Source organism: Paenibacillus dakarensis, assembly GCF_001373415.1.
In the GTDB taxonomy this organism is placed as follows: Bacteria; Bacillota; Bacilli; order Paenibacillales; family Paenibacillaceae; genus Paenibacillus_AQ; species Paenibacillus_AQ dakarensis.
The window spans coordinates 17,286-32,644 of the sequence record NZ_CDSE01000038.1; the positions used below are offsets into that span (position 1 = coordinate 17,286).

The 15,359-nt window shown below is 43.5% G+C and carries 15 protein-coding genes; 3 read left to right on the top strand and 12 right to left on the bottom strand.

What is annotated here, in order from left to right:
• Nucleotides 1–137: 137 nt before the first annotated feature.
• From BN1234_RS10550 to BN1234_RS10565, 4 genes are all read right to left on the bottom strand, one after another.
• A complete protein-coding gene (locus tag BN1234_RS10550; RefSeq protein ID WP_054956627.1) occupies nucleotides 138–1,802 on the bottom strand; it encodes a peptide ABC transporter substrate-binding protein in 1,665 nt (554 codons plus the stop codon).
• A gap of 151 nt (nucleotides 1,803–1,953) precedes the next feature.
• Nucleotides 1,954–2,328 (bottom strand): DUF3397 domain-containing protein, encoded by a 375-nt coding sequence (locus tag BN1234_RS10555; RefSeq protein WP_054956628.1) that lies wholly within the window; start codon nucleotides 2,326–2,328, stop codon nucleotides 1,954–1,956.
• Nucleotides 2,329–2,339: 11 nt separating this feature from the next.
• Nucleotides 2,340–3,305 (bottom strand): ketopantoate reductase family protein, encoded by a 966-nt coding sequence (locus tag BN1234_RS10560; RefSeq protein ID WP_054956629.1) that lies wholly within the window; start codon nucleotides 3,303–3,305, stop codon nucleotides 2,340–2,342.
• A 129-nt stretch (nucleotides 3,306–3,434) separates the two neighbouring features.
• Nucleotides 3,435–4,082: an RsfA family transcriptional regulator gene (locus BN1234_RS10565; protein WP_054956630.1), complete on the bottom strand. Its 648-nt coding sequence runs from the start codon at nucleotides 4,080–4,082 to the stop codon at nucleotides 3,435–3,437.
• A gap of 346 nt (nucleotides 4,083–4,428) precedes the next feature.
• Here BN1234_RS10565 and BN1234_RS10570 point away from each other — a divergent pair, with 346 nt between their 5' ends.
• Nucleotides 4,429–4,665, top strand: coding sequence for a DUF2626 domain-containing protein (locus tag BN1234_RS10570; protein WP_054956631.1), 237 nt, complete (start codon nucleotides 4,429–4,431; stop codon nucleotides 4,663–4,665).
• Between the two features lie 197 nt (nucleotides 4,666–4,862).
• The gene (locus tag BN1234_RS10575) at nucleotides 4,863–5,969 is read left to right on the top strand and encodes a hypothetical protein (RefSeq protein WP_054956632.1); all 1,107 of its coding nucleotides are present in this window, start codon (nucleotides 4,863–4,865) and stop codon (nucleotides 5,967–5,969) included.
• A 33-nt stretch (nucleotides 5,970–6,002) separates the two neighbouring features.
• Here BN1234_RS10575 and BN1234_RS10580 read toward each other — a convergent pair whose 3' ends face one another.
• The 8 genes from BN1234_RS10580 to BN1234_RS10615 all read right to left on the bottom strand — a co-directional run bounded on the left by BN1234_RS10580 (nucleotide 6,003) and on the right by BN1234_RS10615 (nucleotide 14,521).
• Nucleotides 6,003–7,310: an extracellular solute-binding protein gene (locus tag BN1234_RS10580; RefSeq protein WP_054956633.1), complete on the bottom strand. Its 1,308-nt coding sequence runs from the start codon at nucleotides 7,308–7,310 to the stop codon at nucleotides 6,003–6,005.
• 246 nt (nucleotides 7,311–7,556) lie between these two features.
• Nucleotides 7,557–8,888 carry a PhoH family protein gene (locus BN1234_RS10585; RefSeq protein ID WP_054956634.1) on the bottom strand — a complete coding sequence of 444 codons (1,332 nt, stop codon included), beginning with the start codon at nucleotides 8,886–8,888 and terminating at the stop codon, nucleotides 7,557–7,559.
• A gap of 138 nt (nucleotides 8,889–9,026) precedes the next feature.
• Nucleotides 9,027–9,479 (bottom strand): pyridoxamine 5'-phosphate oxidase family protein, encoded by a 453-nt coding sequence (locus BN1234_RS10590; protein WP_054956635.1) that lies wholly within the window; start codon nucleotides 9,477–9,479, stop codon nucleotides 9,027–9,029.
• Between the two features lie 76 nt (nucleotides 9,480–9,555).
• Nucleotides 9,556–10,635 (bottom strand): LCP family protein, encoded by a 1,080-nt coding sequence (locus tag BN1234_RS10595; protein ID WP_054956636.1) that lies wholly within the window; start codon nucleotides 10,633–10,635, stop codon nucleotides 9,556–9,558.
• Nucleotides 10,636–10,780: 145 nt separating this feature from the next.
• Nucleotides 10,781–11,077: a YlaH-like family protein gene (locus tag BN1234_RS10600; RefSeq protein ID WP_054956637.1), complete on the bottom strand. Its 297-nt coding sequence runs from the start codon at nucleotides 11,075–11,077 to the stop codon at nucleotides 10,781–10,783.
• Nucleotides 11,078–11,147: 70 nt separating this feature from the next.
• The gene (gene typA / locus BN1234_RS10605; RefSeq protein WP_054956638.1) at nucleotides 11,148–12,989 is read right to left on the bottom strand and encodes a translational GTPase TypA; all 1,842 of its coding nucleotides are present in this window, start codon (nucleotides 12,987–12,989) and stop codon (nucleotides 11,148–11,150) included.
• A 143-nt stretch (nucleotides 12,990–13,132) separates the two neighbouring features.
• Nucleotides 13,133–13,636, bottom strand: a complete 504-nt coding sequence (locus tag BN1234_RS10610) for a LiaF transmembrane domain-containing protein (protein WP_054956639.1) — start codon at nucleotides 13,634–13,636, stop codon at nucleotides 13,133–13,135.
• Nucleotides 13,637–13,858: 222 nt separating this feature from the next.
• The gene (locus BN1234_RS10615; protein WP_054956640.1) at nucleotides 13,859–14,521 is read right to left on the bottom strand and encodes a TerC family protein; all 663 of its coding nucleotides are present in this window, start codon (nucleotides 14,519–14,521) and stop codon (nucleotides 13,859–13,861) included.
• A 128-nt stretch (nucleotides 14,522–14,649) separates the two neighbouring features.
• Here BN1234_RS10615 and BN1234_RS10620 point away from each other — a divergent pair, with 128 nt between their 5' ends.
• The gene (locus BN1234_RS10620) at nucleotides 14,650–15,336 is read left to right on the top strand and encodes a TerC family protein (RefSeq protein ID WP_054956641.1); all 687 of its coding nucleotides are present in this window, start codon (nucleotides 14,650–14,652) and stop codon (nucleotides 15,334–15,336) included.
• The last annotated feature ends 23 nt before the right edge of the window (nucleotides 15,337–15,359 follow it).

Genomic DNA, 15,359 nt, shown 5'->3' on the forward strand with positions numbered 1-15,359 from the left:
GATGTAATTGTTCTATGCCAAGTCTATCGGAACCATTTAATACAATAAATGGAAATATTAATATAATACAAAAAATCGGGATATACATGAAGGAATCCCCACATATATATCCCGAAACGCAACCTCTTAACTAAAGATTACTCAACATATGCGCGTGTAAAATCAAGATCTCCTTTGTAGTCGATATTAATATTCTTCATCCAAGGTTTGATCAATGACACGCTTGAATAATAATAGATTGGCATAACAACTTGATTATCCTCAACCAGGATTTTTTCAGCCTTGGCCATGAGCTCCATACGTTTAGCATTGTCGCTAGTAGCGTATGCATCTTTTACAAGCTTGTCATACTCCTCATTTTTAAATCCTGTGTCATTGTTTCCGCTGCCTGATGTCCACATATCGATAAAAGTCATAGGATCGTTATAGTCTGCAGCCCAACCAGCCCGCGCTACTTGATAATCCAAGTTCGTACGGTTTTTCAGGAACACGCCCCACTCTTGGTTCTGAACTTTTACGTTAACACCTAGATTTTTCTTCCACATATCAGCAATCGCCAAAGCGATCTTCTTGTGGTTATCGTCGGAATTATGGATCAGCGTAATTTCCGGCAAAGTCGTATAGCCTTTTTCCTTCATGCCTTGTTCAAGCAATTTCTTCGCTTCTTCAAGATCCTCTTTGAAATAAGTATCTTGCACCTCTTTGCGGTACTCATCTTTTTCACCTTTAATACCCGGAGGTACAAAGCCGAAGGCAGGTATTTGTCCGCCTTGTGTAATCCGATCTACGATCGCTTGACGATCAATCGCCATAGAGAAGGCTTTACGGATGTTAACATTATCAAACGGTTCTTTCGTTGTATTAAAGTTATAATAGTAAGTTGATGCAATACCTTTAACGTTGAGCTCATCTTTCAGTTCTTTTTTAACAGCTTGCAGTTGGTCTGTCGGAATATTTCCTACTGGATGTCCAGCGTAGTCAAGTTCATTGTTACGGTAACTTGCAAGCTCTGTAGCTGAACTGTTTACGATACTCATCACGACTTTTTCAAGCTTTATGGATTTGTTGTCCCAGTATTGGTCGTTTTTAGCTAATTCGATCTTCTGACCCTTTGTCATGGATGCAATTTTAAAAGGTCCGTTTCCGATAATCGTATCCGCTTTTGTCGCCCATTTATCATTATCCTTCACGGATTGATGAACTGGATAGTATGTTTGGAAAGATGTCAGACTCAAGAAATACGGTGTAGGGTTCTCAAGTGTAACTTCAAGTGTGTAATCGTCTGTCGCTTTAACGCCTACTTCATCAGCATTCTTAATCTCGCCCATGTTGTAAGCCTCTGCATTTTTAATGTAGTAAAGCTGATATGCATACGGTGGCGCTGGCATAAACTCAGGATCCAATACACGCTTCCAAGCGAATTCGAAGTCCTTTGCCGTTACCGGATCACCGTTGCTCCACTTCGCATCTTTACGAAGCGTAAATACATACTTCAGGCCGTCTTCTGAAATGTCCCATTTCTCAGCTACACCCGGTGCTTGCTCGCCATCGGTCCCTTTGCGAGTAAGACCTTCAAATACTGCATTGATGATCGTGTTCGAGTTATTGTCTTGAGACTGTCCTGGATCCAATGTAGGAGGCTCGGATGCGAGGTTCATACGGAAAATTTGTTCTTTTGGTTTTCCGTTGCCCCCGTTGGCGCTCTGGTCATCGTTCTTGTTGTCCGTTCCGCATCCGGCCAACACAGTACCGATGGCAAGAATCAGCGTTAATAGTAGTAAAAGACTTCTGTGTTTCTTCATCTTGCAGTTTCCCCCTCATAGAATTTTTGGTATATGCTAAACGATTATACAACCAGTGGTCAAAAAAATCTATAAAAAACCCCCCAGACAATATCTCCCTGTGGGGTTTTTATGAGCCGTAGCTATGAATATCTTGATCATTATGTCATCATTACAAGACATTAAATATGTATTGGATAATTCCAAAAAATGCAAAAACTAAATAACCTAAACTCATTGTTATAAATGCCAGACGCCAGACTGCACGCAATAATTTCCTCCCGTCAACCCGGCCTTTCCAGCGGTTCTGAGCCCCGCCGATCAACCCTGCTGTTATCAATAGCAATAATAAAATCAAATAAAATCCGAATCCTGTATGGAAAATGATGTTAAACAATGCTGACACCGAAATAACCAAAAATATAGTGGTCACATCCATGGCAAGCCCAAATGCTTGCTTCCTGTCTTTTTTTCGAAAATAGATCAGGTAGTACACAAGAAAAAAAGGTATTACAGGTAAAACACTCATCCAAATGAGAAGATCCATTCTCACGCCCCCTAAACATGAATACCTTCTATCAATTTCCATAATAAACGGTGAACAGGTGTAGGCACTCCTGCGGATTCGCCCATGCGAACAATACTTCCATTGATCCATGAAACTTCTGTTGTTCGCTCTTCCAGCACATCTTTTAACATGGAAGACGTGTTACCTGAAGTTGCCCTGCATACCTGCAGGATCTGGTCCCAGAGATTTTCCTCCCATGGTATTCCACTAGCTGTAAAGACAGCAACCCCCTCCTCATACAACTCCTTCATAAGGGAAATTCGCTTTTCGGATTCAAGGAGTGCGCCATTCGGTATACGCCAAAGAGCAGTCAACGGATTAATCACGGCATTTATTAACAATTTCCGAAAAATCATACCATCCAACTCATTCGACAAAAAAACCTCAAATCCTGCTCTTTCCATCTGAGTAACCAGCGCTTTTTCAGAGTGTTTCACTCTGGAGGCTTGTGCAGTTTTGCCCTCTGAGATCATCTTTCCAGCTTGTCCAATCCAGGTTGATCCCTTGCCGGCATGAATCACTTCCGCTGCTCCGCTCCGTTTAGCCCCCTCGGTCGTTACAGCTGCATATATTCTCCAGCCCGGAAGAATTCGCTCGACCTGCTCTATATGACCTGTACCGTTCTGAAAGCAAATGAGGCTAGGCTGTATATCCGAGTAAGGTGAAAGCAGACCTTCAACGGCCTCGACTACTCCTGCTTGCTTAACCATCAAAAATATAAAATCCTCTTCTTCCGGTCCACCAAGCTCATGAAACCTGGAGACGGGTTCGGATTGGAAACACTCACTTGATATATGAGTTATTTTTCCATCACTCTCCACTGAGATTCCTTTCACATGCAGCTGCTCGGCTTGCTCCTCGCTGCGGCACCATATCTTTACCTTCGCTCCGCTGGCAGCCAATTTACCCCCGTACAGAAGCCCGAGTGAACCGGCACCGATAATATGAATAGTCATCCATAATCCCCCGTTCATATAATTCATCAGCTTCTAGTATATATCAGAAATATTAACGCCATACAAATAACCCGTTATGGCGCATTCTTATGCGCTAAGACGGGTTATCAGCCAGTACCTCATAACAGGCTATTCAATTCTTTCCAGATTACCATTTGCGTCCATTTTGAAACGGGTCTTCAATTCCTCTTCTTCTTCATTTAAGAAAGCGAGTCTTCTAGCCCGATCCATTATTTGAATCAATGCCTTGTAATCATCGTTGACGACATGATAATCCGTTTTCACTTCACTTACTTCTTTCAATAAGCGAGCATTCTCTCCACGAAGTCTAGCCAATTCTTCTTCCTTTTCACGCAGGTTTCTCTCTAGCAACTTGTACTGGCGCCCACTTTCCTGTAAACCGCCTTTCCATTGCTTTAAGAACCGGATGACCGCATCGATGGAAAGAGTTTCTTCGCTGGCTCCATCGCCCCTGTAGCTATCATGATCGAGTTCTGCTTGAACTAAGCCCGCCACCTGAGGACCGGCTAAGGATTGTTTTTTGTAATAGCTTCGTTTTTGACGCTGGGACTTCGCCAGGCTAATGGCTTCTTCATACTTCTTGCGCACACAACTGTTCCACCTGAAACCACAAGCTGCTGATGTTCGGCCGATCCGTTCACCAACTTCTTCAAACGCTGATAATTGCGTACTGCCTTCCCGGATATGACGAAGGGTCACCTCCGCTAAAATCAGATCGTCCTCTGCGCTCCATGCATCCTGTCTCACTGCTGACATTCCATATAACCCTCCTAACGACATCCTAAAATAACCGTCTTCAAATACCGTGTTAATCGGCTGCTGAATAAGGTATAAAAGCTGCTTAATTCATTTCTATGCTTCTCATAGAGTTCATAGAATCTATTTGATACTAAAATGTATTTCCATTTTGACTAAAGAACATACGCTTTTTAGGGGATTTATGACGAAATCACATAACGATCGTATTTTTCAAGAACTTTTATCACAAATCTGTAAATTTTCCGTGAATATTCGGCAGTTAGGCGTTTACACGATTTTACCAGGACGTTATAATGTACATAGTAATGAGCTTTGTCCGTACATATGAGAGGAGGATATGATCGTGGCACGCATGTTTCGAGTACTCGGTTTCTTTACCCTAACCATCGGTTTGATGGCGTTTGCCGGGGACATGGTTGAAATGGCTTTGCTTTTCTTCCTGCAGACAGCGTTTTTCGTGATCTTGGGATATCTGAACTTCACGGAGAGAACTTATATTCTTCTCTTCTGGGCTTATATGATCGTGACCTTTACCGGATTTAGTTATTGGACGATCTTTCAAATGGGCTTACCGGTCTAACATCCCAGTTACGAATAACAAGTTAAGAAAGCGATCAGGCGAACCTTTGCCGGTCGCTTTTTTAATGCGCTTACAATCCTCATCACAAATCATTTTATAATCCAAGGGTTGATATTTGAGTCTTACTCATCATATATTGGTTAAAACAAAGGGATTGCCCTTTTCTTAGCAAACAATTAATCAAGGGGGATACCTGTTTGATTGCGCCCAAGCAGCGATTATACATACCAATTATTCTTTGTTTGATACTTATTACAGGTTCTGTATTATATCCCAAATTCGTCTTTGCTGTTTCTGATACGACAGATATTCATTCTGAAGAAGCTAGAAAGCTGCTGGAGAATAGTCTGTCCATTGTAGAAATTGATCATGAGATCGAACGGATCGGGATCATACAGAAGGAACTGGAGCAAATGCAGATTTCTCTGCAGAGCAAAATTACGGAAATTGAGGAGCATATCGGCACACGCCGTGAACAGGCTGGAATCATCCTTAGAGCTTATTACATGGGAGAGCGTGAAAGCTTGCTGAGCCTGCTGTTATCCGCAAAAAGCCTGCCTGAATTTTTTAGAATACTGGATTTTTATGATCTGATTATTCAGAACGATCAAAATGTATTAAAAGCATATGATCAGGAGCACAAGCAGCTTGTCTCTGCACAAAATGAAGCTGCGCGAAATGCCTCTCAATTGGTTGAAGTTAAGGACAGTCTTATTCAGCAGCGAGCTCGTGTGATTGCGCTAAAGGACCAAGTAGACGGAGCTATTGCTTCCAGCAGTAATCCCGAAGCGATGACCCAGTTGATCGAAGAATTCACTTTATACTGGGAAAATGTGGGGATGTACGAGCTTAAACGCCATTTCCGCGCTTTGGCCAATGCTATGAATAATCTTCCGACCTTTATTCAAAACAGTAAAAACATGCTAAAAACAAACGGGAAAGAATATTCGATAACCATTCATGAAGACGATCTTAATGAATTCTTAAGATCACAAAATGAAATCTTTAACAGTTTCGCTTTTCATTTTGACAATGGACAAATATCTGCTGAAGGCAAGAGCGGAAATCTCACACTGCTTATTGAAGGGAAATATACCATTACTAATGAACCTGAGAATGCGATTTTATTCCAAATGGAGAAGCTTGTATTCAATCGACTGGAATTGCCTGACACGACACGGCAAGCACTTCAAAATGAGTTTGATATGAACTTTTATCCCAAACAGCTCGTATCCTTCCTTAAAGCCACCGAGGTTAGCACCGAAGATAATATTTTATTTGTTAAACTGGAACTTGATATGTAAAGAAAAGGCTGCCGGAACTCGGCAGCCTTTTCTTTAATTTATAGCGGGGGAATTCTCATCCTTGTACTGTGCCCGGAATTCTTTAACAGTCATTCGGCCATGCAAAAGATCACTTACCGAACTGGAATAAGGCATAAAGCCATCATCCCGTCCGAAATTCAATCTTGCCGCTTCTTTATGCTCCAATATTAATGATGTTTTCTCTGATACTTCATCATTCTTCTGTTCACTGTTGATAGCGCTGTCAATACTGCTGTGCAAGGCGGATACTTTGCCGGTTGTACTGCTCCATACGCCTTCTGCATCGCTCGAGGTCATCTTCGTGATCCAGTTCATGGCTAAAGATGTTGATTCACTCTGGGCCGTCACAGCATAACTTCTTGATTTAACTACAGGCTTTTCTTTTTCCGATTGAAAGCCCGCAAGCACTAACTGAGTATCATCAGACAATTCCCTGCCAAATGCAGAATAAGCACCAATAACTGCTAGGGCACCTTCCTCTTTATCTTCCTCTTTATCTTCCTCTTCTTCTCCACCACTTCTATCCTCTTCGCCTTCCTTGTTTTCCTCCTCTTCCTTCGCAAGTCCTGTACTCACTGCCTCAGCATTTGAAAGATCAAGCCATGTATCCCCGGCAGGAGGGGCAAGCAAGGATAAGACCTCCTTATCCGGATACTCAGGATCACCGCCTAATGTGCGGATTGCAGCAGCAAAAGCATATGGATCTTCGGGATCCAGTGCAAACAAAGGCCTATTCACTTTATTCTTGTATTCTATCCAAGCCTTTCGGCTTGTTGGCGGTTTCGTTTGTTTATCATCCATATTCCAGACGAGCACATAAGGGTCCATATCAAAAGGAATTCCCCACTGATAACCATTCCACTGGACAGGGGGCAGAAGTCCTCCGAGTAACCTGGAATCCGGGACAACAGCCTGTGAAGCGTCTATCGGCAGCAGCAGTCCCTTAACCGCAAGAGACTTGATCCACTGGCTATCAACGAGCAAAATATCCGGACCTTCTCCGAGGTTCATCGTCTGAATAAATTCTTCCTCATTCAGCCGGGTGGATTCCAGCGGAATAATCTCAACGACAGCGCCCGTCTGCTTCATAAACTCATCATTCATCTTCTTCAATATCTCTAATTCATCATTGTTCAATTGCACAGCAACTTGAATGGGCCCTAAATCACTCTCAGGTGTATCCAGTGTTTGAGAAGGTGGCAGCGGGTCCTTGCCGGGAGAATGGTTATCTACGTTTTTAGAAAATTCAAAGCTCGGAGAGAGACTTATTAAAGAAAGAAGTAATATGGCAAATAGAAACCAATAATTTTTCCGTCTCATCCTTCACACTCCCCTTGAGCTTTGCCCTTATTTTACCAGACCCATAGTGCTCTTGTCCTACTTTTTTTTATAGATAAATCAGTCCATTATTTTCTAAGTCAAGCTTCGATCCGCCTTATTTAACAGAATTAAGTATTCATAGCGCACTAACTATCCTTACAAATGCAGAAAAAAAGCCCGCCAGAGCCTTTCACCCAGCAGACTATAATCATAATGATCATTTCCCGGAAAATGAATATCCACAATTCACAATAAATCTGCAGCCATCTGGGCCAGCTTGGACCGCTCGCCCTTTGTCAATGTGATATGCCCGCTTAGCCCTTCCTGTTTAAAACGCTCCACAACGTAGGTTAAACCATTGCTTACAGCATCCAGGTAAGGATGATCGATCTGCTCCGGATCACCCATTAGTATTACCTTGCTGCCTTCCCCGGCACGTGAGACGATCGTTTTTACTTCATGCCTTGATAAATTCTGTGCCTCATCCACAATAATGAATTGTCCTGGTATCGAGCGTCCGCGAATATAAGTCAATGCCTCCACCTGGATGCTGCCCAATCCCATAAGGATCTTATCAATATCACCGGATTTTTTCGTATCAAACAAGTATTCCAGATTGTCATAGATCGGTTGCATCCATGGCCTCAGCTTCTCGTCCTTTTCACCTGGCAAATATCCGATATCTTTTCCCATAGGTACAACAGGCCGGGCAATCAGCAGCTTCTTATATTTATGATCATCCTCAACCTTGCACAGTCCAGCTGCTAATGCGAGCAGCGTCTTACCTGTACCTGCCTTCCCTGTTATCGTCACGAGCGGTATATCATCATTTAGCAGCAGTTCCAAAGCCATTCTCTGCTGGGCATTCCGTGCGGCTATTCCCCATACGGGATCATTGCTTAGATAGAGAGGTTCAAGTCTTGTGCCATCCGAGCTGACACGAAGCAATGCCGATTTGCCTGTTCCCATCTCGTCTTTCAAAATAACAAATTCATTCGGATAAAGCTTAAATGATAACTGCAGCAGTTTTATAGGCAAAAAGCGGTAACTGTAAAATTCATCGATGATAGAAGGATGTACTTTCAGGGTGGTGTTACCGCTGTACAATTCACTTGGATCAGCTGTCCTGTCGGATAAATAGTCTTGTGCGGTAACTCCGAGAACATCTGCCTTGATTCTGACGAGCACATCTTTACTGACCAAGAATACGGATCGGGGACGTTCCTTCTGGTCTTCCTCCAATTTATAATTCAAAGCGACCGCCAAAATCCGATTATCGTTCGAGGCTTCGCCAAACATTTCTTGTACTTTAACAAAACTGCGGTGGTTAAGTTCCACCTTAATTCTGCCTCCATGTTCCAAAGGAACACCATCATGCAGCTGCCCTTTTTCCCTAAGGCCATCAAGCAGACGCGATACGAAACGAGCATTCCTCCCAAGTTCATCCGCATTACGCTTCTTGGAGTCGATTTCTTCAAGTACAACCGCAGGTATGACCACTTCATGTTCCTCAAATGCAAAAATCGCATTGGGATCGTGCAGTAGAACGTTAGTATCCAGTACAAATATTTTCTTCATCGTATCCCCTCCACTGCTCCTTCATTCACACCCACCACTTGGTTTCGAAGAACATACGTTCATTAGGGTTCTACGCCCATCACCCCCCTTTCAAGAATTATATGAATACAAATAAAAAAAAGCCCAGTGATTAAATCACTAGGCTTTTCGCATTGCAGCAAATACTTGTCCGTCAAGCGCTTCTGCTGCATGTTCGTCATTAATTTTAACATACTCAGGAGATGAAGCTAGTTGAATGCCAAGAAAAAGCGCATTTCGAACATTTTCGACCTGAATGTCGAAACAGCACATGTCAAACGGCACATCATTTAGTGGATCTTGCCTGACTACGGCACGACCATTAATGGCGTACACGTATTCATCCCCAAAGACCGTTATCGTTACCAGCGGATTTCGTTTAAGATTCACGACAAGCCTTGAACGATGGTCGATGGCCAGCCGGAGTGTTGAGACATCAACAGGATAAATCCAAGAAACCACGCTGGAAGTCGGACCACCGGTTTCAGCATCCACTGTGTTCAACAAGACAAATGTTTCTGGCTGCAGCTTTTGCATCAACGCTTCTGTTAATTGATGAGTAGGTTGGGACATTAAACCGGCCTCCTGTACAATGAACTTTCGTCTGTTACATTGTATTATATCACTCCGTAAAACTTGCCTTCAAATGTCACGGCTGCGATGAAGTATCCGTAGTTGTCCCTTCCGGTTCACTCTTGTGATTGCCAGCCAGTTCATCTTTGAGTGCCTGCTTAGCTTTCTGCAGCTCGCTGTCATTAATGTAGACAAACGGGCTTCGCCATTCACCAGTAACCGGCATAAAATTCACATTTTCTTTGTTAATATCGTAGTAAGCCTTAATCATATTTTTCACCTGATCTTTTTCAAGATCGGTCTTCATATTATCGTCCACCGCATCAAGTACTTTAAATGCCTTGGCAGCTCCTCCGAAAGATTTCATTTGATCGATCAAAGAATGAAGAACCTCACTCTGGCGCGCATTCCGGTCAAAGTCATTGGACTCCTTCGTTTTCGGACTACAGTTTGATTTCCGATAGCGGACATAATCCAGTGCTTTCTTTCCATCCAGTTCTTGTGGACCTGACGTTAGATTAATATCAGTTCCATCATGAGAATCCCGGTAGCACATGTTGTATTTCACGTTTACATCAACGCCGCCCAAAGCATCCACGACATCACGGAATCCTTGGAAATCAAGCACGGTAACATAGTCGATATCTACGTCAAGATATTTCCCAAGCATGGTCTTCATCTCATCTTCAGCTGGTGCTCCGCCCTTCTTCTCCAGTGTCTTAAACGTGGTATAGAACGAATTTAATTTCCTGTCGGATCTATAACCTTCTAACTGGAGACTCGTATCACGCGGCAGGGAAACCAAGGTAGCTGAGTTGGTCTCAGGATTCATGGAAACAACCATCATAACATCTGTCAGATATGTTTGGTGCTGCGGACGATAATCTGTACCCAGGAGCAGCATCGTGATCGGCTTTACAGTAGCAGCCTTCTCCGGAGGTACCGGTGTATTATTCCCCGTATCCAGCACTCCACTCTCCGCCTTGAAATACAGGCTTCCGACATAAACAGCAATACCAATAATAGCGATCAACAGCAGAATTAAAATAAATTTAAAAAATGATTTCACACCGCTTTTCTTCTTTTGGGGCGGCTTCTTTTTACTCTGCCCTCCACTTCTCGCTCTTGGAGGGAGACTAGTATGATTAGAACTCATATCATAAACACCTTTTTCATTCAATTTAGATGAATGTCCGATAAACATTCCTTTAACAGGACGTTTATCGGACCATGTGTACCGCTCTCTCTTATAAACGAGGGTGACTGACAAAAAGTTGCCGGAGCAGCCTGCAAGATGAAAATTATGGCGTCTTCGGTTCCGTCTGAGATTTTCTCTTCTGACGATCCTCTACAAAATAGCGAATCCGAACCATCAACATGAGTGCCACCGCAACAAGCAGGCATTGGATAATAGGAAGCTTGTCAACCTGGAAGATAAGAAGCATACCTGAACCCAGTGCCATCAAGATATACAAGAGAATTTCTTTCAAAAGCGGAAGCTTCTGTTTCACCCGAAATACCTTGTTATACACGTACGTTATCAGCACAAAAATGATGATATAGGAAACGACAGGGTGTTCGGCAAACCATGCTTGCATTATAGGTTCACTCCTTCATGATAGGAAACCCATTCTTCTCCTCGCCTGGAAGAGAAGAATGCTCTCTCTATTATAGATTCGCTTCTGCCATTTTACGATGTTTTTCTGCGCGCTCACGTTCACTTTTGTTCAAAATCTTCTTGCGAAGGCGAACAGACTTCGGCGTGATTTCGCAATATTCATCATCATTCAAATACTCCAGCGCTTGCTCCAAAGAGAAGATGACCGGAGTCTTCATCTTAACCGTTTCATCCTTCGTAGCGGAGCGAACGTTAGTAAGCTGCTTCTCTTTGCAAATGTTAACGACAATATCGTTATCACGAGTATGCTCGCCAACGATCATGCCTTCGTAGATTTCAGTACCTGGTTCCAGGAACAAGGTTCCGCGGTCTTCCACTGACATCATGCCATAGAAAGTAGTTGTACCATTCTCAGTAGATACCAGAACACCTTGATGACGTCCGCCCACTTGTCCGCCATGAAGCGGTCCGTAGCTGTCAAATGCATGGTTCATTACACCATAACCACGCGTCAGTGTCAGGAAATGAGTCCGGTAACCAATCAAGCCGCGAGCCGGAATCAGGAATTCGAGACGAACTTGACCATTACCGTTGTTGATCATGTTAACCATCTCAGCTTTACGTGAACCCAGGCTTTCCATAACAGCTCCCATGCTGTCTTCAGGAACGTCAATCATCAGACGCTCAATCGGCTCCATTTTGACGCCGTCGATCTCTTTTACGATAACTTCAGGCTTGGAAACCTGCAGCTCGTATCCTTCACGGCGCATGTTCTCAATCAGAATACTCAGGTGAAGCTCACCTCGACCCGAAACAATGTAAGCATCAGGGCTAGCCGTTTCATCTACACGAAGGCTGACATCTGTCTCCAGCTCTTTGTAGAGTCGGTCGCGAAGTCTACGGGAAGTAACCCATTTCCCTTCTCGACCTGCAAAAGGACTGTTATTTACAAGGAATGTCATTTGCAGTGTAGGCTCATCAATCTTAAGAACAGGAAGTGCTTCAGGATGCTGTGGATCAGCAATTGTCTCACCGATGTTAATATCTTTAATACCGGCAATCGCTACGATATCACCTGCGCCAGCTTCAGCAATCTCAATCCGTTTCAGGCCTTGAAAACCGAACAGCTTCTCAATGCGGGCACTTTTGCTTGAACCGTCACGAAGCATGACCGTAACCGGTTGTCCTTGCTTGATTACACCACGGTTCACACGTCCTACCGCAATACGGCCCAAATATTCGTTATAGTCCATTAAGGTTACAAGGAATTGAAGAGGCTCATCCACTTTCTCTGTTGGAGAAGGAATGTGCTCTACAATTGTTTCATAAAGAGCAAGCATGTTATCGTCCTGCTTCTCAGGGTCAAGGCTGGATGTACCGTTCAGTGCAGATGCGTAAACAACCGGAAAATCCAGCTGTTCGTCATTTGCGCCAAGCTCAATGAACAGATCCAGCACTTCATCAATTACCTCTGCCGGACGTGCTGCCGGACGGTCGATTTTATTAACAACAACAATTGGAGTCAGGTTGTGCGCAAGCGCTTTGCCAAGGACGAACTTCGTTTGAGGCATGCAGCCTTCATAAGCGTCAACGACAAGCAGTACACCGTCAACCATCTTCATAATACGTTCAACTTCGCCGCCGAAGTCAGCGTGTCCAGGTGTGTCTACAATATTAATAAGGAAATCCTTATACGTAATTGCTGTATTCTTAGCCAGTATGGTGATACCACGCTCACGTTCCAAGTCATTGGAGTCCATCGCACGTTCCTGCAGTGTCTCATGTTCACGGAAAATACCGGATTGCTGCAGCAACTGGTCGACTAGCGTCGTTTTACCATGGTCAACGTGGGCAATGATTGCAATGTTGCGAATCTGATCTCTGGATTGCATAAATATATCTCAAATCCCTTCTCTTCGAATAACCATCAAAATAAGCGCCAGGGCGTTAATGCCAACCGACGCTTCAACATAACCACTATTTTATAGGTAAACGGATGTAGAAATCAAGTCTTTTCAGAAAATTTCCAGTAACATTACCAGTTCCACTTACCGCCTTTAGGCCGTCTTCGACCATAAATAAGCCATACCCCGACTGCAATGAGAACAATAGCAAGGATATACAGTGCCCCAGTGTACAGCCAAGTAAAGAATATGATCAGCAAAGACAGAAATGCAAGCCCAAGCGCAATAGGCAAAACGAATTGCGGACGCGGTGTTTCATACAAATAATACTCATACAGGCCTACCGCAATACCAAGAATAAGGATCGGCCACATAGTGCCCATCAAATCCCATCCCCAAATGCTGCATATAAGAAACAGTATCCCATAAACCGTCAATATTCCGGCTGGAATCAGGACCGCGGCCGATATCCGCCGGCCAAAATACAGTACGTGCAGAAGTAAACCAGGAATGAGCAGCAGAAGGGGCCATAATGTGCGGCCTAAAAATCCGAACACTCCCAGCTTACCGAGTAGAATTACCACACCTGCCGCAACGATAAAGACACCAAGCATCAAATCTTTTTTGGAGGACATCTCATCACCCTCTTCAATTTGTTGAAAGTCGGTTTTTTTGTTTTATGAAATGCTTAGTTATTCAGTTAATTATATTAATATTATCCGAAACAGACAAAAAAAACTACACAACGTGCTTGTCCTACATAAAAAACATTATGCTACCGACTTTCAACAAAAAAATACCTGTTCAAGATCATCTTGTCAGGTACCGGGAAATTTTATAAATACATTATTTTGCAGCTATGCCCTTCTGATATGAAGAGTCTTCAATCCGCCGAGCCCTATTACCAATAGTGCCAGTATTACAGGCAATAGCGAATGATACTCAGGCATCCAATAGGCGAGAATAAAGCCTGCCTTTGCATCCTGAAGAATCATCTCCCCGGCTGTATAAGCTAATATCCCTGACCCGATATACAAAAGGAACGGGAATTTTTGAAGTAGTTTCGAAATAATGCCGCTGCCCCACACAACAATCGGTATGCTAAGTACAATACCTATCATGATTAATGCTAAATCGCCGTCAGCGATCCCTGCAATAGCCAGCACATTATCGAGACTCATTACAAAGTCAGCTATGAGAATTGTATTGATTGCGCTCCATATGGATAAAGATTCAGAAATGCGAATATGATTTTCTTGCTGATCCGCTAACAATTTGAATGCAATCCAGAGCAATAACAGGGCACCGCCTGCCTGCAGGTAAGGAATCTTCAGAAGCAAGACGGCTATGAAGGTAAGGACACAGCGAAGAAGTACCGCTCCGACGGTTCCGATCCATACCGCTTTTTTCCTCTGTTGTTCTGGAAGATCTTTACTCGCCATGGCAATAACCAAGGCGTTGTCACCGCTCAGCACCAGATTAATGATCAATATTTGTCCTAACAGCCATATCGTCTCCACTAAACAACCTCCTCCCCACTTACGTATATGAAGAATATGGCCAGGCTATGCTTGCATGAACAAAAAAATAAGCCTATAATATACCCGCTTTGTTTTACGGAAACGTAATTTTAAAGGAGTGACGTCACTTGGATACTGCAATCACAGATTTTCTCCTGGCATTGATTAAAATTGTGTTTTTAGACCTTATACTGGCCGGAGACAATGCCATTGTTATCGGGCTGGCAGCCCGTAACCTACAGCCAGCTACTCAAAAAAAGGCGATCATATACGGAACAGCAGGTGCTGTAGTTCTTCGGATTATTGCTACGATTCTGGTCGTATGGCTGCTGAATTTGCCATGGCTGATGCTGATCGGAGGTATTTTGCTCATCTCCATATCGTACAAGCTCTTAACGGATGAGAATGATCATTCAGACATTAAGGCCGGAAAAAGCCTTGGAGCCGCCGTTCGAACCATTATCGTTGCTGATGCTGCGATGGGTCTGGATAATGTATTAGCAGTTGCAGGTGCTGCTAATCATAATACGCTGCTTGTAATCTTAGGGCTTCTTATCAGTGTTCCGATCGTCGTATGGGGCAGCACGCTGTTTATTAAGCTGATTAATCGTTTCCCTTGGGTCATATATCTCGGATCGGGTGTGCTAGGCTTCACAGCCTCCTCAATGATTACTGACGAGAAACATTTTCAGGTATTTTTTGAGACCCACCCCGTTATACGCGGGCTCTTTATAACAGCAATAATTCTTGGAGTGCTGTCTGCGGGCCATTTCAAAAAAAATGCAGCACGCAAGCAGCGTGAACAAGAAGTATAAACAGTAAACCTTAGCCATTCAAA